The following is an 18,172-nucleotide window of genomic DNA, read 5'->3' as shown; positions in this document are numbered from 1 at the left end:
CGCCCCGGGGGGTGGGGACCGCGGCGCCCGCCGCGCTCGTTCTACGTCCGACCAGGGAGCACCGCTGCGCCGGCGACTCCCGTCACGTCGGCGGTCGCCCGTACGCGTTGAGTGCGACGTGGCCCGATCAGCCGGCACATGACGTACACGAGGAACGAGATCGTCGTCACGTAGGGGCTGATGGGGATGCTGCTGCCGAGGGCGAGGAGGATGCCGCCCTCTATGGCGACGACGGCGAACAGCACGCTGAGCAGGGGCAGGAGCACCGGAGAGGCTGTCACCCGACTCGCTGCCGCGGCGGGGGTGACGACCAGGCTGAGGACCAGGAGTGCTCCGACGACCTGTACCGACAGGGCGATCGCGATGCCCAGGATGAGCATGAAGGCCACGGACAGCCCCCTGACCGGCAGGCCGCGTGCCCGGGCGACCTGCGCGTCGGCGCTGGCGAAGGTCAGCGGACGCCAGATGGCGGCGAGGGCGATCAGCACGAGCACGGAGACGGTGAGCATCCATCCGGTCCGCGGGTCGTCGACGGCCACGATCTGACCGGTCAGCAGGCCGAACTTGTTGGCCGAACGTCCCTTGTAGAGGGCGAGGAACAGGACGCCGAGGCCGAGCCCGAACGGCATCAGGATGCCGATGACCGAGTTCCGGTCCCGGGCGCGGGTGCCCAGTACGCCGATCACCGAGGCGGCGATGAGCGATCCGGCGATGGAGCCCGCCACCACGTTCACCCCGAGCAGCAGGGCCGCCGAGGCGCCCGCGAAGGACAGTTCGCTGATCCCGTGCACGGCGAAGGGCAGGTCGCGGAGCACCACGAAGACCCCGGTGAGCCCGCCGACCAGCCCCAGGACCCCGCCCACGATGAGGGAGTTGCGCACCAGGCCGAGCAGGGCGCCGTAGTCCTGGAAGTCGAACAGCTGCTGCCACGTTCCGGTCGCTGTCATGGGCGTGCTCCGTCGGTCTCGTGTGCGTCCTCGGCGTCCGCTCCCGGGTGTTCCGGGTGGTGCACGGCCTGCTGGTCGTGGGCTCCGACGACGACGATCCTGCCCCGTACGCGCAGGACGTCGACCCGGGAGCCGTACAGCGCCGACAGGGACCGCGACGTCAGCACCTCCTCCGGCGTACCGGTGCGGTGTCCCTGCGGGGCGAGGTAGAGGATCCGGTCGACGAGGTCGAGGACGGGGTTGACCTCGTGGGTCACGAACACCACGGCGGTCCCGTGGTCCCGGCGCCTGCGGTCGATGAGTTCGGTCACCGCGCGCTGGTGGTGGAGGTCCAGGGAGAGCGTGGGCTCGTCGCACAGCAGCACGCGCGGGTCGGTGGCCAGTGCCTGGCCGATGCGGACGCGCTGCCGCTCGCCGCCCGAGAGGGTGCCGAGCGGCGCGTTCGCGTACGCCGACGCTCCGACGGACTCCAGTACGGCGTCGATGCGCCGCCGTGTGGCGGCGTCGCGCCGGCGCAGTCCGAACCGGTGTCCGTCCAGGCCGTAGCCGACGAGATCGCGGGCGCGCACCATCTCGTGCGCGGGGGCGGTGCCCTGCTGCGGTACGTAGCCGATGTGGCGCGCGGCGCGCCGGGGATCGTCGCCGAGCACGCGCAGGGTGCCGTGGGAGAGCGGCCGGAGGCCCAGGAGGGCCTGGACCAAGCTGGTCTTGCCGGAGCCGTTCGGTCCCAGCACCGCCCAGAACTGCCCGGGCGCCACGTCGAGGTCGAGTCCCTCCCAGAGGGTGCGGTCCCCGCGCCGGAGACCGCCCTTCCTGATCCGGATCAGCGGCGCCGGCTCGGCGTTGGCGCCGACGTCTCCCGTGCGGGGTCCGGGTACCTGCGCTGAGGGCTGCCGGGTCACTTGTTCAGGGCGTCGGCGAGTGCGTCGACGTTGTCGTTCATCCACGTCAGGTAGTCCTTGCCGGCGGGCAGGGTCTCGGTGACGGGCACGACGGGTACGCCGGCCGCCTCGGCGGCCGACTTGACCTTCTCCGTCTGGGCGCCGGAGGTCTGCTCGTTGTAGACGAGGGCCTCGACCTTCTTGCCGGAGAAGAGGTCCAGCGTGGTCTTGAGGACCTTGGCGGACACGTCGTCGCCCTCCTCGACGGCCTCGCTGAACTCCTCGGGTGTCCGGTTGACCAGTCCGGACGCCTCGAGCAGGTACACGGGCACCGGCTCGGTGATCGCCACTCCGTCGCCGTCGTGCGCGGACTTGAGGGCGGCCTCCTTGTCCTCCAGCGCGGTGAGGCTCTTCTTGAAGGCGGCCGCGTTCTCGGTGAAGGTGCCGGCGTTGGCGGGGTCCGCCTTGCCCAGGGCGTCGGCGATGCGGTCGGCGACCTTGCTCACCGAGGGGAAGTCGTACCAGACGTGCTCGTTGAGTTCCTCGCCCGCCGGAGCGGTGCGGCCCGAGACCTCGACGGCGTTGACGACGTCCGCGGAGGCGTTGCCGCTGCCCAGCATCCGGTCGATGAAGTCGTCGTAGCCGCCGCCGTTCTCCACCACGACCTTCGCCTTGGACAGGGCGAGTTGGTTGCGGGTGCCGGCCTCGTAGGAGTGCGGGTCCTGGTCGGGGTCGCTGATGATCGACGTGACGTCGACCCGGTCGCCGCCTATGCGCTCGACGATGTCGCCGTAGACGTTCGTGGAGGCGACGACGGTCACCTTGGGCGCGGAACCGCTGCTCTTGTCGCTGGCGGTGTCGTCGGAGGAACCCCCGCAGCCGGTCAGCAGGCTGAGCGACGCGGCACCGGCCAGCAGCACGGCAAGGCGGGAAGTGGACTGGGACATGAAGGAAGCCTCCAAGGCCTGCGAAGGGGAGTCGTTGGAGCGGGCTCACGGCCACGCCCATCGGCAGCTTAGATGAAAATGAATACCACTATCGACTCGGCCGGGGCAAAACCTCTCGGGGGCTGCCGAGCCGCGGCCGGGGGCGCCGTCCCGCGTCCGGAGTGGCGGCGAGGGGCTTTTTTGGAATGGAAACCATTGTCATATAGCGTGGCGCCGACCCCATCGAGGAGTGATCTGCCGTGGCCGTACCGAAGCGCAAGATGTCCCGCAGCAACACCCGTCATCGCCGGGCCCGGTGGAAGGCCGCCCCGGCCGTGTTGGTCCCCGTCGTCGTGGACGGTTCGGTGCACCGGGTCCCTCGCAGGCTCGCCAAGGCCTACGAGCGCGGCCTGCTCCGCCCGGAAGGCTGACGGGCGTGGCACACGATCGACTGCCCGTGACCGTGTTGTCGGGCTTCCTCGGCGCGGGTAAGACCACGCTGCTCAACCATGTGCTGCGCAACCGCGAGGGCCTTCGTGTCGCGGTGATCGTCAACGACATGAGCGAGATCAACATCGACGCCGCGCTGGTGCGCGGCGGCCAGGCGGCCCTGTCCCGCACGGAGGAACGCCTGGTCGAGATGACCAACGGCTGCATCTGCTGCACCCTGCGGGACGACCTGCTGGAAGAAGTGGCCCGGCTGGCCGGGGAGGATCGCTTCGATTACCTGCTCATCGAGTCCAGCGGCATCTCCGAGCCGATGCCGGTGGCCGCGACCTTCGCCTTCCCCCGCGACGACGGGACGACGCTCGGCGAGCTGGCCCGGCTGGACACCATGGTCACCGTCGTCGACGCCGCGAACTTCCTGACCGAGCTCACGGGTGGGGACGGTCTCGCCGAGCGGGGACTCGACCAGTACGAGGACGACGAACGTACGGTCAGCGACCTGCTCATGGACCAGATCGAGTTCGCGGACGTCATCGTGCTCAACAAGCTGGACCTCGTGGACGAGGAGGCCGCCGACCGGCTTCGGGCCACGCTCACGCGCCTCAACCCGGTCGCGCGCATCGTGCCGGCCCGGCACGGTCGGGTCGATGTGCGGGAGGTGCTCGGCACCGGGCGGTTCGACCTGGAACGGGCTCAGGAGGCGCCCGGTTGGGTCATGGAGCTCAACGGGGACCATGTGCCGGAGACCGAGGAGTACGGCATCTCCAGCACGGTCTTCCGCTCCGACCGCCCCTTTCATCCCGGTCGCCTGTGGGACTTCGTCGCCGAAGGCCTCGACAGCGGCGCGTTCGGGCAGGTCCTGCGTTCCAAGGGCTTCTTCCGCCTGGTCAGCAGACCGCAGGTGACGGGGCTGTGGTCGCAGGCCGGTTCCGTGGCGCGGTTCGAGCCGTCCGGCGCTCCGGAGGATGACTCGGCCCACGCCCAGGAGCTGGTGTTCATCGGAGTGGGCCTGCGACCGGAAGCCCTGCACGCGGCGCTGTCGGCCTGTCTCGTGGCCGGCGAGGACGACGTCGTGGCGACCGACCCGTTCCCCGAGTGGTTCGTCCACGAGGTGGGCGACGCCTGTGAGCACGAGCATGAGCACGAGCACGAAGCCCGGTTGACGCTGCACCCCTGAAAGGCGGCCGGCGAGGGCCGGAACGCCCCGGGCGCTCGCGGATCCGGACGACCACGTGGGCGCCGGCGGCGGGCCCCCGTCGCCGGACCCGCGGGCGTGGCCGTACCGGATGGTGCGGACGTTCATGCCCGTGCGCGGCACTGCGGGCACAGGCCGGTGAGTTCGACGGTGTGCTCGACTTCGGCGAAGCCCGAGAAGGTGGCGACGGTCTTGGCCCACGCCTCCACCGCTGCGGCTTCGACCGCCGTGCTGAGTCCGCAGCGACGGCACAGGATGTAGTGCCGGTGTTCGGCAGAGGGCCGGTAGCGAAAGAGCCGCTCGCCGTTGGTGTCCCGGACGATGTCGGCGCGACCGCTCTCGGCGAGGACCCTGAGGGTCCGGTAGACGGTGCTCAGCCCCACCGGGCTGCCCAGGTGGACCAGGCGGGTGTACAGGGCCTGTGCGCTGACGAAGCCGTTGCCGTCGATCAGCGCGTCCAGGACCCATTTCCGTTGAGGGGTGCGCCGGCCGCCCGGCACGGCCACCTCCCCGTCGTGGGGGGTGGTCGTCACGCCGGCCTCCAGGTCGGGGCGTCAGCGCATCGGCGGTACGTGACGGCGTGGGCGGGCTCGTCGCCGGGTGTCACAGCGGAATGGAGTCGTCGAGGAACGGCCGAGGGCGGATGCGTGGAGTCGCGGCAGCGATCACGATGAAGGTCTCTCTGGACGGTCGCGGGGCTGGTGGCGGCGGAGGGCCGGGTTCCTCCAGAGTAGATGATAACGAATTTCAAAACCATCTACTTCTGCGACGCGTGCGGCAGTTGTGGGCGCCTGGCGGTGCGGGCGCCGACGGGCAATGGGTACATATCCGGCGCTACGCTGCTTATCGGTCGACGATGCTTCAGCGGTGACACGTGACCGGCGTCCCGTGAGCGTGCGAGGCGCCACGAAAGGAGTCCCGATGCAGAGCACGGACCAGCACCGTCCGCACGATCAGCACCAGCACACCCATGGCGAAGGCTGCGGCCATGTCGCCGTACCGCACGGTGACCACACCGACTACGCCCACGACGGACACCTCCATCGCGGCCACGGCGACCACATCGACGAATGCGACGCGACGGCGCACGTGGCCCACGAGGGGCACAGCCACCAGCACGCTGAGGGATGCGGTCATGTCGCCGTGCCGCACGGCAACCACATCGACTACGTCCACGACGGGCACCGTCACGCGGCCCACGAGGGCCACTGGGACGACCACTGACGCGGCTTCCCCGGCCGGCGGGCGCAGCCGCCCGACGCCTGGCCGGCGTTCCCGGGCCCACGGCACGACTGCGCCGGCCTCGCGGGAACGCTGCCGACCCGACGCCGGGGCGCGGCTCACGGGCCGGGTTCGAAGAACAGCGGGTCGGGAACGGATGCCCATTTCCGTGGGCCCAGGGCGAGTTCGGAGTCGTCCAGCAGGGCCGCGTCCAGGGCGCCGCGAATGCGGTGGTGGTCGAGCGGGGCGCCCGTGAAGGCGATCTCGTTGCGGCGTTCGCCGAAGTGCTCGTGCCAGAACCAGGAGGCCATCGTCCTGCGCTGCGCGGAGGCGGCCTGCCATGACGAGGCGTCGTCCTCGCGCAGCCAGTGACCCGATTCGAGCAGTTCGAGGTGGGGACCGGCGGATCGCCAGAGGACCACGGTGTCGGGACGGCTGCAGAGCCACAGGTGGCCGCGGCTGCGCAGCACTCCGGACATGACGGCCCCGAGCGCGTCGGCCAGCCGACGGGGGTGCAAGGGTCTGCGGGCCCGCCACACGAAGGAACCGATGTCGTGGCCGGTGGCCTCGTGGACGCGAAGCACGCGTACCGGCTCCAGGCGGTGTCGCCAGGCGTCGAGGAGTGCGGTGTCGCCGGCGGGCGCGTCGGCGTCGCCGCCGCCGTCCGCATCGTGCAGCGCTGCCGCGGGGTTCACGTGGTGTGCGAGGACTTCGGCCCTGTCGGCGCCCGGGCGACCGTCTGAGGTGCCGAGGACGAACAGGCGGTCGGCGGCTTCCACTTGGCGGGCGGCGATTTCCGCGGTCGTCGTCGGCGCCGCCCCGTTGCGGCCGTCCCAGAGGGGTCGTGCCTGGTGGACGCACTTCAGGTCGGTGAGGAACGGTTCGGGGTCCAGTCCCATGACGGTGGGGGCCGGTTCGTAGTGGTCCTCCAGGGCGCTGTGGCCCACCCGGGGATGCCAGAGCTCCACCACGAACGACAGGGTGTCCAGTTCGTCGGGGAGGGCGAGGATGACGCTCGGGTTCCCCATCGCCCCGCGCAGGGCCATCAGGTCCTGGTGGACGATGACGGCGGGGTCTCCGGTGGCGCCACGGGGTGTGGACGGGACGGCGCCGGGATGGGCGCCGACCGTGAAGCGCTGCACCAAGGGGTAGCGGCCGTCCCGGTGGTGGACGGAGACGGCCAGGAGCACGGCGTCCGGGTGCGCCCGCGACAGCCGGTCCACCACGGCGCCCCTGGACGCGGGGGTATTGCCGATGGCCACCGTCAGACGACCTTTGGGCACGGGTTCCCCCTCGGTTCGGATCGGCGCTGCCCCGGACCGCCTGGCAGAGGCTCCACGTCAATCTAATGAACATGGTTTCCATTTTTATAGCATGCCGCCGCCACCCCCGAAGCCCTCCCGGCGCGACGCTCGCCGCGGCCCGACGAGTGCCCCGGACCCCTCTCGGCTTCGAACTGCGTTGCGAATGAAGCCGGTTGGCCTACCGGATTTGACACCGCTCCCCGTGGCTGAGGAGTCTTGGAACATGACATCCATTTTCAAAAGGTGGTGGTGACGGTGCGTGCCGCGTTCGTCGGCAAGGGCGGCAGCGGGAAGACGACCCTGTCGGCCCTCTTCGCCCGGTACCTGGCCCGGTCGGGCGCGCCGGTCGTCGCCATCGACGGGGACATCAACCAGCACCTGGCGCACGCGCTCGGGCTGCCGGATGGTGGTTCCTTCGCTGCTCCGCCCCTCGGTGCCCGGGTGGGCGAGCTCAAGGACCACCTGCGGGGAACCAACCCGCGGATCCCGTCCCGTGAGGCCATGATCAAGACGACGCCGCCCGGGCGGGGCTCGCGGCTGTTGCGGCTCCTCGGCGACGATCCGGTGCACGCCCGGCATGTGCAGTCCGTCAACGGGGTCCCGCTGATGGTGACCGGCGCCTTCGACGAGAGCGACCTGGGAGTGGCGTGCTACCACTCCAAGCTCGGCGCGGTGGAGCTCTACCTCAACCACCTCGTGGACGGCCCCGGCGAGTACGTCGTCGTCGACATGACCGCGGGCGCCGATGCCTTCGCCTCGGGGCTGTTCACACGCTTCGACATGACGTTCCTGGTCGCCGAGCCCACCCGCAAGGGCGTGTCGGTGTACCGGCAGTACCGGGACCACGCCGCGGAGTTCGGCGTTCCCCTGGCCGTGGTCGGCAACAAGGTGCAGGACGAGGACGACCTGCGCTTCCTCAAGGAGCACGTGGGCGACGACCTGCTGGCCTACTGCGCGCACTCCTCCTGGGTCCGGGCCCGGGAACAGGGCCGCGGTCAGGGAGAACTCGAGCCGCACAATCTCCATGCCCTGCGCAAGCTCCGGGCCGCCCTGGACGCCCGCTCCAAGGACTGGGCCGCGTTCCAGGCGCACGCCGTCGAGTTCCACCTCCGCAACGCCGCCGCATGGGCGGACCAGGCCACCGGCGGCAACCTCGCCGACCAGATCGACCCCGAGTTCCGGCACGGCCCCGCCGCGCTGACGACGCCTGCGGCCTGAAGACCGCCGGGCGACCTGTCGCAGCAGAAGATCCGACCCGCCACCCGAAAGGAACCCCGCCATGTCCTTGGATGTTTCGCCCCGGCTGCTTGCCGACGCCGAGAGCGGCGACGTCGACCCGCAGGACTTCGTCGACACCGTCCGCACCTCACTGCCCTACGCCTACGACCTGATCGCCGCACTCGTGGACCAGTTGCGGGCCGGCGGCGCGGCCTTCGCCGACAACCGGACCCCTCCGCCGTCGGAGAAGGAACGTGGCCAGTTGCTGCGGGCCCTGGCGAGCGACGCGATCCGCGGAAGCCTGGAGCGGCACTTCGGGGTGACGCTGGCCTTCCAGAACTGCCACCGGGTCGCCGTCTTCCGGCCCGAGGACCAGGGCGGCGAGTTCCACGCCCGCTTCACCTCGGTGCGGTCCCAGGTGCTCAACCAATCGCCGGAGTTCCGCGACTGCTGACCCCGGCCGGGGACGTGTGTGGGGGCCCGCAGTACTGCGGGCCCCCACACACGTGCCGGCGCGGCGGCGGGACTCGCCGCTCGGGGGGTCTGCGCCGGAGGGGGCCGCGCTCTCAGCGCTCCGCGGACGGGCAGCGGACGGCCGGGGCGGCCGAGGCGTACCGGGCGGCGCGGGGCGGGGGAGTCTCCTGGGCGTACGGGACGGCAGGGCCGGACCGCTGCCGGGGGAGCTGGCAGCCCCGGCACAGGGCCAGGCCGCCGGGGGCGGCGACGAGCGTTCCCCAGCCGCGGCAGGTCCGGCACTCGCGTGCCCTGCGGGGATCGGAGTGCGGAGCGGGGCCGGTCCCTCGGGTCATGCGGGGGTTCCCTCCTCGGGTGCGGGTGCGGGTGCGGGTGCGGGTGCGGGTGCGGGTGCCGTACGGGTACGAGAGCCGCCGGAGTCCGGGCTCAGCGCCGGGCCTGACGGGCCCTCAGGCGGGCGTCGCGCCTGCGGCCGCGGCGCAGCAGGCGCGCCTCGCGCGGCAGCAGCCGCGGCCCGGCGACGATCAGGACGTCGCACACCGCGTGCGCCAGGACGGCCCGCTGCACGGGCCTGCGGTGCAGACCCGTCGGCGTCCGCGAGGGCCGGGCCGTGCCGACGAGCAGCAGGTCGCGGGCGCCCGACGCGACGGCGCACAACACCGCCCCCGGGCGGCCCATGACCACCCACCGCTCGATCCGCACCCCCTGCGCCGTGCCGCCCAGCGCCTCCTCCAAGGCCCTTTCCAGACGCCACGCCGCCGCCTCGGCCCAGAGGTCCGCCCACGAGGACTCGGGCCGCAGGCGGTAGAGGACCTCGCCCTCCGGCGGCTCCCACGCCATGACGGCGAGGAGGGGGCGGCCCGTGGCCTGGGCCTCGCGGAGGCCGCGGCGCAGTGCCGCGAGGCTGGCCAGGGACCCGCTCGCGCCGACGACGACCCGGCCGCCGCGTCCCGCCCGGCCGGTCACGCGCCGGCCCCCGGGACGGCGGCCGGGGAGGAGCCCGGAGTCGCGTTCGGCATGGTGACGTCGCCTCTCTCGGTCGTGCGGGAGCCCTGCCAGCGTGGCCGCGCGTCATAGGATGAGGCAAATCGATGGCATTCATCCCGTGATGCGAGGTCCCGATGAACGTGACCCTGCGGCAACTGAGCGTGTTCGTCGCGATCGCGGACCACCGGGGGTTCGGCACGGCCGCCGCCGCGCTCGGCATGAGCCAGTCCTCGGTGTCCCACTCGCTCGCGTCGCTGGAGCGCGCCGTGCAGGGTGAACTGCTGCGGCGCGCCGCCCCCGTCGGGCCCACGCCCCTGGGCGAGGTCCTGCTGCCGCACGCCCGGGCCACGCTCGCCGCGGCACGGGCGTTCGCCGCGGCGGCGGCCGCCCGGCACCACGCCGGAGCCGCGGGCACGATCACCCTGGCCGTGCCGCCGACCGCCGCGCACGGCCTGCTGCCCCGGCTGCTGAACCTGTGGCGCGAGCGCGCCCCGCACGTCGAGGTCAGGATCTTCGAGGGCTTCGCCGAGGAGATCACGCAGTGGCTGGAGGGCGGCACGGTCGACGCGGCGGTCCTCATCGACCCCGACCCGGTGCCCCGCGGGGCCGCCCCGGTCGGGACCGACGTGCTGGAAGCCGTCATGCGCGGAGACCACCCGCTGGCCGGTGAGGACTCCATCGAACTGGCCGACCTGCTGGACGACCCGCTGCTCGCCACCACCTCCGGCGCCGAGGACCAGTTGCGGGAACTCCACGCGCTGGCCGGGGTCCCGTACCGCCCCACCCAGCACATCCGCGAACTCGGCACCCTGCTCTGCATGGTCGAGGCCGGTCTCGGCGTCGCGGTCGTCCCCTCCCTGGCCGGGAGCATGCTGTCCGGGGGCCTCACCCTCGTCCCCGTACTGCCGCGGGTGGAGAGGCGGTTGTTCCTCACCGGCCCGGCCACGCGTCCCTGGCACCCGCACGTGACCGCGATCCGCGACCTGTGCGAGGAGGCCGGCCCCGCGAGGTGACCCCGCGCGCGGCGTACGGCGGGCGGGGGCTCACCCCGTGGGCGCGAGCACGGTCGTACGGCCTCCCAACGCCGCGGAGAACCGGTCGGTGACCTGCGTCAGGGCGTCGGCGGTGGCGGGCGCGACGGTGAGTGTGCCGTCCTCGGCGACGGTGAGGTCCTTGTCGAGCGTGAACCACCCCGGCACGATGTGGGTGGCGCCCATCGCACTCAGCACCGGGCGCAGCGCGTAGTCGATGGCCAGGACGTGGGCCGTGGTGCCACCGGTGGCCAGCGGCAGCACGGTCTTGTCGGCGAGGGCGAACTGCGGGAGCAGGTCGAGCAGCGACTTCAGCAGGCCCGAGTAGGCGGCCTTGTAGACGGGCGTGCCGATCACCACCCCGTCGGCCCGCTGGAACAGGGCGGCGGCCCCGGTGACGGCCGGGTGGTGGAGGTCGGCGCCGAGCAGGGCGTCGGCGGGCAGCGTGCGCACGTCGAGGGGGACCACCTCGTGGCCCTGGAGCCGCAGCCGGTCGTCCAGGTGGCGCAGCAGCCGTGCGGTGCGGGAGGTGGCGGAGGGGCTTCCGGAGACGGACAGGATGACGGCCATGGGGACCTTCCGGGTTCGGGCGGGCGGGGTGGGGACGAGCGGGGACCTCGGCGCGGTCACCAGGTGCTGGATTCCACGGCCACGACGGGCACCAGACCGTTGCGCAGCGTCTCCAGGAAGGTGACGACCTCGGCTGCCACGGAGCGGTGCTGTACGTCGTTGAGCACGTCGTGGTGGGCGCCGCGGACGACCGAGAGCCGGGCGCGGCGCTGGGACTTGGCGGCGCGTGCGAGTGCGTCGTGATCGGCGAGCGGGTCGGCGTCACCGGCGAGGAAGAGCGCGGGCGGGGCGAGTCCGGCCTCGTACGCAGCGGTGAGGAGGGCGTCGGGCACCGCCTCGCCCAGCGAGCCCCGGCGTACGCGCGGGTCCCGGGTGAGCGTGTCGCGGTGGGTGGGGCAGGACGTGCGGACGTCGAGCTCCCCGTCCCAGCCGCCGTCCCCGGCGGGGGTCGCCCGGCCGGGAAGCCCCGCGAGGACGACGCCGTCCGGCCGGACGCCGGCCCGGCCGGGGCGGCCCAGGAGTGCGGCCACGGCGACGGCGCCGGAGTCGGCGCCCACCAGGACGACGGGGGCGGCGGGCGCACCCCCGTCCGCGGTGCCCTCGATGGCGTCCGCGAGGCGCTCGCCGAACCGGGTCAGGGAACCGGCCGGGTCGTCCGCGTCCGGCTCCGGGGGGTCGACGACCCGTACGCGGTAGGCGTCGGCGGCCAGCCGCCGCGCGAAGCGGGCGTAGGTCGCCCGCGTCTCCCCGCGGCCCGGCACGACGACGACCGTGCCGCGGACGAGCAGGCCCTCGGGGCCGTGGTGGTCGGTGTGTTCGCTGTGGTCGTGGTCGATGCGGTCGGTCCGCTCGGTCATCTCAGACTCCTGCCGGCTGGGGCCGGGGCCGGGGTTCGGATGCGCGCCGCCAGCCCAGGGCCGGCGCCACCTGCGTCGCGATGAGCTCCAGGGCGCGCAGCGCCGCGTCGTGGTCGGGGACGGCGGGGTTGAACTGGGTGATCAGGTCGGTCGCGACCGGCAGGACCCGCTCCCGCCGCAGCGCCGCGACGATCTCCTCGGGATGCCCGAAGAAGGTGTGGAAGCGGCGCAGCGCCTCGTCCAGGTCCAGGCCCTTCGGGAAGGCGCCGCTCTCCGCCATGCGCAGCGCCGCCCGGTGGACGTCCTCGCCGATCTGCGCCAGCGCCGTCCGCCGGTCCTTGGCCGGGAACACGAACCGCGACAGCCCGATCCGCGGGCGGCGCGGCCGGTCCCAGGTGTCGAGGTACGCGTCCGCCCATGGGTGCTGCACCACGTCGGTCGGGGCGTCGAAGCCGTACGCCGCCCGGTTGAGCAGGAGGTTCGACCCGGCGGCCGCCGCGTATGCGGCGCCCTGCGTGCTGAAGGCGCCCTGCCAGATGCGGTCGCCGAAGTCGCCGGCGGCCGGCTGGATGCGGAAGCCGGGCGCGCCGACCTCCTCACGTGCCAGCGCGCTGCGCAGTACGTCGAGGTGTTCGCTGGTCAGTTCGCGTTTGCGGGCGACGTCCCGGCCGAAGGCGGCGTACTCCAGGCCGTTGTGGCCGCTGCCCACGCCGATCTCGACACGGCCGCCGCTGAGGGTGTCGACGGTGGCGACGTCCTCGGCCAGCCGGATCGGGTCCTCCAGCGGGAGGATCGTGACGGCGGTGCCGAGCCGGATCCGGGTGGTGCGCGCCGCGGCGTGGGCGAGGAACGTCCAGGGCGAGGACAGCCCCCCGCCGCCGAGGGGGACGTGGTGCTGGGCCACCCAGCCGGCGTCGAAGCCGAGTTCGTCGGCGGCGGTGAAGAGTTCCAGGGCGTTGCGGTAGGTGCGGACCGGGTCGTCGTCGCGGCCCTGCACGTGGGTGAGGAAGCCGAGTCGCAGGCGCGGGTGCTCGGTGGTCATGGCCTTGTCCGTCCCGTTCGGTGCTCAGTCGGCCACGAGCAGGCGCTCGCGGGTGTGGCGGTTGGCGGGGACCGGCAGGCCGAGGTTGCCGCGCAGGGTGTCGGCCTCGTACGCGGTGCGGAACAGGCCGCGCTCCTGGAGGAGGGGCACGACGCCGTCCACGAAGAGTTCGAGCTCGTCGGTGGTGCGGAAGGCGAGGTTGATGCCGTCGAAGGTGCCGGCGTCGAACCACTGCTCGATGGTGTCGGCGACGGTCCGCGGCGAGCCGACGAACGGGGAGGTGCGGAACTCGTTGGCCGACTGCGCGACCTGGCGCAGGGTCAGTTCCTCCGCCCTTGCCCGTTCGATGATCCTGGCCGCGCCCGTGCGTCCGCCCTTCTCCGCGAGGTGCGCGACGTCGGGGAAGGGCGCGTCCAGGTCGTGCACGCTGAAGTCGTAGGCGCCGAAGGAACGTCCGAGCAGCGCGAGGTTGCGGTCGAAGTCGTTGTCCTCCTCGAAGATCTCCCGCTCGCGGCGCCGGGCCGCCTCGTCGGTGGCCGCGACCACCGGACCGCCGTGGATGAAGATCTTGATGTGGTCGGGGTCGCGGCCGTAGGAGGCGGTGCGCCGCTTGATGTCGGCGTAGTACTCCTGCGCCTGCCCGAGGGTGCCCCCGGGTGCGTAGATGCCCTCGGCCACCTGTGCGGCCAGGTCGCGGCCCTCCTCGGAGACGCCGGCCTGGAAGATCACGGGCTGGCCCTGCGGGGACCGGGAGAGGTTGAGGGGGCCGGCGACCCTGAAGTGCTCGCCCACGTGGTCGAGCGCGTGCAGCTTGGCCGGGTCGAGGAAGACGCCCCGCTCCACGTCGGCCGGGAAGGCGTCGTCCTCGTAGGAGTCCCACAGGCCGCGGGCGACCTTGACGAACTCCAGGGCACGGCCGTACCGGGAGGCGTAGTCCAGGTGCTCGTCGAACCCGAAGTTCCTGGAGGTGCCCGTGTCGAAGCTGGTCACGACGTTCCAGCCGGCGCGGCCGCCGCTGATGTGGTCGAGCGAGGCGAAGCGGCGGGCGAGGTTGAACGGCGAGTTGTACGTCGAGCTGGCGGTGCCGACCAGCCCGACGTGACGGGTGTGCGTGGCGACCGCCGACAGCAGGGTCAGCGGCTCCAGCCGGTTGAGGTAGTGGGCGGGGTAGGTGGCGTTGATGAACTGGCTGTCGACGATGAAGAGGGCGTCGAAGAGGGCGTGTTCGGCCGCCTTGGCCTGCGCGATGTAGTAGGTGATGTCGGTGCTGGCGTTCTTGGCGACGCGGGAGTCCTTCCACAGGCCGTGCTGGCCGGGGCCGCCGACGCCGTAGGGGTGGAGCGCGAGGTGGATCCTGCGGGGCATGGTGGCTGTTTCCTGTCTGTCGTGGGGTCAGGTGCGCAGCAGGGCGCGCAGCGCCTCGCGTTCGGCCCGGTCCGCCGGGGCGGAACGCAGGGTGGGCGCCGAGCCGACGAGCAGGCGCGTGTAGGGATGGCGGGGGTGGTTGACGACGTCGTGCGTGGTGCCGACCTCGACCAGTTCGCCTTGGTGGAGCACGGCGACGCGGTCGCAGACCCCGGCCACGGAGCCGAGGTCGTGGGAGATGAAGACCAGGGCCACTCCGGAGGCGCGCAGCTCCTTGAGGATCTCCAGGACCTGCACGCGGTTCGCCGCGTCGAGGGCGCTCACCGGTTCGTCGAGGATGACCAGGCGCGGTCCGGTGACCAGCGCCCGGGCCACCGAGACCCGTTGGCGCTGCCCGCCGGAGAGCTCACCGGGCAGCCGGCCGAGGAGCTCCTCGTGCAGGCGGACGCGGGGAAGGAACGCCCGCGCGCGATCGGCCGCCTCCTCGCGGGGGACGCCCTGGAGGAGCAGCGGTTCGGTGAGGGACTCCTCGACGGTGAGGTCCGGGTCGAGGCTGCGCAGGGGGTCCTGGAAGACGTACTGGACGACGCCCCGGCGGCGCAGGGCGCGCCACAGGCGCGGGCCGTGCCGGGTGACGTCCTCCCCGCCGACGACCACCGACCCGGCCGAGGCGCGCACCAGGCCCAGCACGGCCCGGGCCAGGGTGGACTTCCCGGATCCCGTCTCGCCGATGAGGCCGACGGCCTCGCCGGGCGCGACGGTCAGGGACACCCCGCGAAGCGCCTGGCGGCGCCGGCGGCGCAGGCCGTGGTGCACGTCGAGGCCGGTGATCTCCAGCACGGGACCGGCGGGGTCCGCACCGCCGGCCGGCGCTGTCCGCGGCGGTTCGCCGGTCATGATGCGTCCTCCTTCGCGGTGAGGAACCTGTCCAGGCCGTACTGCTCGTGTTCGGCGATCAGCAGACGGGTGTACTCGTGCCGCGGGTCGTGCAGCACCGCGCGGGTCGGGCCCTGCTCGACCACCTCGCCCTCCCGCAGGACGACGACCTCGTCGCAGAGCTGGGCGACGACCGCCAGGTCGTGGGAGACGACGACGAGGGCCAGCCCCGCCTGTTCGCGCAGTTCGGCGAGCATGTCGAGGATCCCGGCCTGGACGGTGACGTCGAGGGCGGTGGTGGCCTCGTCGGCGATGAGGATCCGCGGGCCGGCGGCGATCGCCGCCGCGATCAGGACGCGCTGGAGCATGCCCCCGGACAACTCGTGGGGGTAGCTGCCGTAGACCAGTTCCGGATCGCGCAGTTGCACCGTCCGCAGCAGTTCGACGGCCTGCCGGCGGGCCTCGCGGCGCCGCTTCCCCTTCTTGGCGCGTACGACCTCGGCGATCTGCGCGCCGACCCGGATCGAGGGGTTGAGGTAGGAGGCCGGGTCCTGGAAGACCGCGCTGATCGTGGCGCCCCGCAGGGCCGTCCACTGGGCCCGTGTCAGGGTGGCGATGTCGGTGCCGTCGATCTCGATCGACCCACCGGTGACCTGGAAGCGCGCGGGCAGGATGCCGAGTGCCGCGCGGCAGGTGAGGGTCTTGCCGCTGCCGGACTCGCCGACGATGCCGACCGCCTTGCCGGGTGCGAGGTCGAAGCTCACCCCGTGGACGATCTCGCGGTCGCCGGCCGGGTCGCCGATGCGCACGTCGCGCAGGGACAGCACCGGCGGTGCCGGGGTGTCCGGCGCGGCGTCCGGGGCAGGCCGGGGGAGCAGTCCTTCGGACACGGTCGTCATCGCGAACCTCCGGAGGGGGCGGGGTCGGGCTTGCCGAGGCGGTCGGCGCGGGCCCTGCGGTGGTCGAGGAGTGCGCGTCCCGCCTCGCCGGAGACGTCGCGGATCGCGTCGGCGAGCAGGTTGCTCGCCCAGACGGTGGCCATGATCAGCAGGGCGGGGGCCACCGGGGCCCACGGCTGGTGGCTGAGGTAGCCCAGGTCGGAGGCGAGCAGGCCGCCCCAGGTGGGTGCCGGCGGCTGCACGCCGATGCCGAGGAAGGTCAGGCTGGAGACGATCACGAAACCGACGCCGATGGTCTGGGCGAGCGCGACCGCGACCGGCGGGAGGATCTTGCCCCACACGTGGCGGCGTACGATCCAGCCCGTCGAGGCACCGGAGACGAGCGCCGCCTCCACGTACGGCGAGCGCGCCACGGCCAGGGTGGCGGCGCGGGCCACCCGGTAGAACAGCGGTGACACCAGCACGCCGGTGACCAGCATGGCCTGGGTGAGTCCGTTGCCGAGGAGCGCGACCACGGCGACGGCGAACAGCAGGAAGGGCAGCGCGACCAGCGTGTCGGCCAGGCGCAGGGTCGTCCACTCGAAGACCCGGCCCCAGTAGACGGACAGGATGCCGGGCACCGCGCCGACGACCAGGGCCGTCAGGGCGACTTCGAGCGAACCGAGCACGCTGACCCGCGAGCCGTCCAGGAGCCGGCTGAGGACGTCACGGCCGAGGTAGTCCGTGCCCAGCCAGTGCGAGCCCGAGGCGGCGGCCAGGGTGTTGTCGCCGGTGGCCAGGGGATCGTGCGGTGCGAGCCAGGGACCGAGCAGCGCCAGCAGCGCGATCACGGTCAGCACGATCGCGGCGATCCGGCCGGAGGTGAGGGAGAGGACGCGGCGCACCATGGTCAGACCCCCCGCTGGGACGCCGGCGTCACACGCGCCAGCACCAGGTTGACGATCAGGTTGAAGGAGACGACCAGGACGATCGACACGACGAGGACGCCCTGGACGGCGGGTACGTCCCCGGCCTGGGCGGCGTCGTTGGCGAACCTGCCGAAGCCCTGCAGACCGAAGATCCATTCGGTGACGACGGAGGCACCCACCAGGGCCGGGAACTTCAGTCCGAGGGTGGCGAGCGCCGGCCCGAGGCCGTTGCGCAGGACGTGACCGAAGAAGATCCGCCGCGGGCTCAGGCCGCGCACCACCGCTCCCGTCACGTAGTTCTCGCGGTGGGCCGCCACGAGGCCCGCGCGCAGCTGGCGGGCGACGTCGGCGACCACGTCGAAGCTCAGCGCGACCGCCGGGAGGGTGATGTGGGCCAGCCACGGCCCGACGCCCTGCTCCGCCGGCACGTACCCGCCGGAGGGGAACCAGTGGAGACCTACGGCGAAGACGACGACCAGCGCGATGCCCACCACGAAGGCCGGCATCACCGAGATGACCGTGACGAACCCGGTGATCGCACGGTCGATCCAGGTGGTGCTGCGCAGCGCCGCCACCGTGCCCAGCGCGAAGCCCACGACCACCCCGATGAGCAGGGCCAGCGTCGCGACCGAGAGGCTGACGCCCAGGCCGAGCCCGATGAGGGTGGAGATGTCGGCGCCGTTGGCCCAGCTGGTGCCGAGCCGCCCGTGCAGGATGCCGTCGAGCCAGTCCCCGTACTGGACCAGGAACGGCCGGTCGAGCCCCCACTGGGCCTCGACCCGGGCGATGGCCTGCGGTGTCGCGTCCTCGCCCAGCTGGATCCGTGCGGGGCTGAGCCCGCTCAGCGCCCGCAGCGCGAAGGTCACGAAGGTCGCGACCAGGAACACGGGCACGATGATCGCGACGGACCGGGCGAGGGCGGCCAGGATCCGGCCCGCGGCGTGCCGGGCCCTGGCCGCGGCGACGCCGCGACGGGGGGTGAGGGCGACCGGCGCGGCGGTCGTCGTCATGAGGATGCCTCCCC

General features: G+C 72.8%; 21 protein-coding genes. 6 read left to right on the top strand and 15 right to left on the bottom strand.

From position 1 onward, the window contains the following. Nucleotides 1-41 precede the first annotated feature (41 nt). Genes ABZ479_RS27500 through ABZ479_RS27490 form a run of 3 tightly spaced genes read right to left on the bottom strand, consistent with a single transcriptional unit; the run spans nucleotide 42 to nucleotide 2,775 of the window. Entirely contained in the window at nucleotides 42-947 is a 906-nt protein-coding gene (locus tag ABZ479_RS27500) for a metal ABC transporter permease (RefSeq protein WP_500464042.1), read from the bottom strand. Further along, nucleotides 944-1,849, bottom strand: coding sequence for a metal ABC transporter ATP-binding protein (locus ABZ479_RS27495; protein ID WP_500464041.1), 906 nt, complete (start codon nucleotides 1,847-1,849; stop codon nucleotides 944-946). Before ABZ479_RS27495 ends, ABZ479_RS27500 begins: the two co-directional genes overlap by 4 nt. After that, entirely contained in the window at nucleotides 1,846-2,775 is a 930-nt protein-coding gene (locus ABZ479_RS27490; RefSeq protein WP_500464040.1) for a metal ABC transporter solute-binding protein, Zn/Mn family, read from the bottom strand. The genes ABZ479_RS27495 and ABZ479_RS27490 overlap by 4 nt, the downstream gene beginning before the upstream one ends. Before the next feature lie 239 nt (nucleotides 2,776-3,014). On the opposite strand from ABZ479_RS27490, the gene rpmF reads away from it, so the two are divergent. Further along, complete coding sequence (gene rpmF / locus ABZ479_RS27485; protein ID WP_500464039.1) at nucleotides 3,015-3,185, top strand: 50S ribosomal protein L32; 171 nt, start codon at nucleotides 3,015-3,017, stop codon at nucleotides 3,183-3,185. 5 nt (nucleotides 3,186-3,190) lie between these two features. Next, nucleotides 3,191-4,378, top strand: coding sequence for a GTP-binding protein (locus ABZ479_RS27480; protein ID WP_500464038.1), 1,188 nt, complete (start codon nucleotides 3,191-3,193; stop codon nucleotides 4,376-4,378). A 122-nt stretch (nucleotides 4,379-4,500) separates the two neighbouring features. Here the strand turns inward: ABZ479_RS27480 and ABZ479_RS27475 are convergent, their stop codons facing one another. After that, entirely contained in the window at nucleotides 4,501-4,929 is a 429-nt protein-coding gene (locus ABZ479_RS27475; protein WP_500464037.1) for a Fur family transcriptional regulator, read from the bottom strand. Nucleotides 4,930-5,317: 388 nt separating this feature from the next. Between ABZ479_RS27475 and ABZ479_RS27470 the strand changes: the two genes are divergently transcribed. Beyond that, complete coding sequence (locus tag ABZ479_RS27470) at nucleotides 5,318-5,620, top strand: hypothetical protein (RefSeq protein WP_500464036.1); 303 nt, start codon at nucleotides 5,318-5,320, stop codon at nucleotides 5,618-5,620. Nucleotides 5,621-5,736: 116 nt separating this feature from the next. Here the strand turns inward: ABZ479_RS27470 and ABZ479_RS27465 are convergent, their stop codons facing one another. Further along, nucleotides 5,737-6,900 (bottom strand): GTP-binding protein, encoded by a 1,164-nt coding sequence (locus ABZ479_RS27465; protein ID WP_500464034.1) that lies wholly within the window; start codon nucleotides 6,898-6,900, stop codon nucleotides 5,737-5,739. 276 nt (nucleotides 6,901-7,176) lie between these two features. On the opposite strand from ABZ479_RS27465, the gene ABZ479_RS27460 reads away from it, so the two are divergent. Both ABZ479_RS27460 and ABZ479_RS27455 read left to right on the top strand, forming a co-directional pair. Then, nucleotides 7,177-8,139, top strand: coding sequence for an ATP-binding protein (locus ABZ479_RS27460; RefSeq protein WP_500464045.1), 963 nt, complete (start codon nucleotides 7,177-7,179; stop codon nucleotides 8,137-8,139). Between the two features lie 61 nt (nucleotides 8,140-8,200). After that, a complete protein-coding gene (locus ABZ479_RS27455) occupies nucleotides 8,201-8,593 on the top strand; it encodes an SCO5389 family protein (protein ID WP_500464033.1) in 393 nt (130 codons plus the stop codon). A 112-nt stretch (nucleotides 8,594-8,705) separates the two neighbouring features. Here ABZ479_RS27455 and ABZ479_RS27450 read toward each other — a convergent pair whose 3' ends face one another. Together ABZ479_RS27450 and ABZ479_RS27445 are read right to left on the bottom strand one after the other, a co-directional pair. Next, nucleotides 8,706-8,948 (bottom strand): hypothetical protein, encoded by a 243-nt coding sequence (locus ABZ479_RS27450; protein ID WP_499600980.1) that lies wholly within the window; start codon nucleotides 8,946-8,948, stop codon nucleotides 8,706-8,708. 91 nt (nucleotides 8,949-9,039) lie between these two features. Further along, a complete protein-coding gene (locus ABZ479_RS27445; protein WP_500464032.1) occupies nucleotides 9,040-9,579 on the bottom strand; it encodes a universal stress protein in 540 nt (179 codons plus the stop codon). A gap of 155 nt (nucleotides 9,580-9,734) precedes the next feature. Here ABZ479_RS27445 and ABZ479_RS27440 point away from each other — a divergent pair, with 155 nt between their 5' ends. After that, nucleotides 9,735-10,613: a LysR family transcriptional regulator gene (locus tag ABZ479_RS27440; RefSeq protein ID WP_500464031.1), complete on the top strand. Its 879-nt coding sequence runs from the start codon at nucleotides 9,735-9,737 to the stop codon at nucleotides 10,611-10,613. Between the two features lie 30 nt (nucleotides 10,614-10,643). Here ABZ479_RS27440 and ssuE read toward each other — a convergent pair whose 3' ends face one another. Genes ssuE through ABZ479_RS27400 form a run of 8 tightly spaced genes read right to left on the bottom strand, consistent with a single transcriptional unit; the run spans nucleotide 10,644 to nucleotide 18,158 of the window. Then, on the bottom strand, nucleotides 10,644-11,201 hold the full coding sequence (gene ssuE, locus ABZ479_RS27435) for an NADPH-dependent FMN reductase (protein WP_500464030.1): 558 nt from the start codon (nucleotides 11,199-11,201) through the stop codon (nucleotides 10,644-10,646). A 56-nt stretch (nucleotides 11,202-11,257) separates the two neighbouring features. Next, nucleotides 11,258-12,058, bottom strand: coding sequence for an alpha/beta hydrolase (locus tag ABZ479_RS27430; RefSeq protein ID WP_500464029.1), 801 nt, complete (start codon nucleotides 12,056-12,058; stop codon nucleotides 11,258-11,260). A gap of 1 nt (nucleotide 12,059) precedes the next feature. Beyond that, nucleotides 12,060-13,100, bottom strand: coding sequence for an LLM class flavin-dependent oxidoreductase (locus ABZ479_RS27425; protein WP_500464028.1), 1,041 nt, complete (start codon nucleotides 13,098-13,100; stop codon nucleotides 12,060-12,062). A 24-nt stretch (nucleotides 13,101-13,124) separates the two neighbouring features. Continuing rightward, complete coding sequence (locus tag ABZ479_RS27420; protein WP_500464027.1) at nucleotides 13,125-14,465, bottom strand: NtaA/DmoA family FMN-dependent monooxygenase; 1,341 nt, start codon at nucleotides 14,463-14,465, stop codon at nucleotides 13,125-13,127. Between the two features lie 27 nt (nucleotides 14,466-14,492). Next, entirely contained in the window at nucleotides 14,493-15,362 is an 870-nt protein-coding gene (locus tag ABZ479_RS27415) for an ABC transporter ATP-binding protein (RefSeq protein ID WP_500464026.1), read from the bottom strand. Further along, nucleotides 15,359-16,240 (bottom strand): ABC transporter ATP-binding protein, encoded by an 882-nt coding sequence (locus ABZ479_RS27410; protein ID WP_500464025.1) that lies wholly within the window; start codon nucleotides 16,238-16,240, stop codon nucleotides 15,359-15,361. The genes ABZ479_RS27415 and ABZ479_RS27410 overlap by 4 nt, the downstream gene beginning before the upstream one ends. Next, nucleotides 16,237-17,127, bottom strand: a complete 891-nt coding sequence (locus ABZ479_RS27405; RefSeq protein ID WP_500464024.1) for an ABC transporter permease — start codon at nucleotides 17,125-17,127, stop codon at nucleotides 16,237-16,239. The genes ABZ479_RS27410 and ABZ479_RS27405 overlap by 4 nt, the downstream gene beginning before the upstream one ends. Nucleotides 17,128-17,129: 2 nt before the next feature. Then, complete coding sequence (locus ABZ479_RS27400; protein WP_500464023.1) at nucleotides 17,130-18,158, bottom strand: ABC transporter permease; 1,029 nt, start codon at nucleotides 18,156-18,158, stop codon at nucleotides 17,130-17,132. Nucleotides 18,159-18,172: the final 14 nt, after the last annotated feature.

This window comes from Streptomyces sp. NPDC005722 (assembly GCF_040630935.1).
Taxonomy (GTDB): Bacteria; Actinomycetota; Actinomycetes; order Streptomycetales; family Streptomycetaceae; genus Actinacidiphila.
Note: the sequence above shows the minus strand (reverse complement) of the source record. Positions and strands in the feature narration are given on the sequence as shown.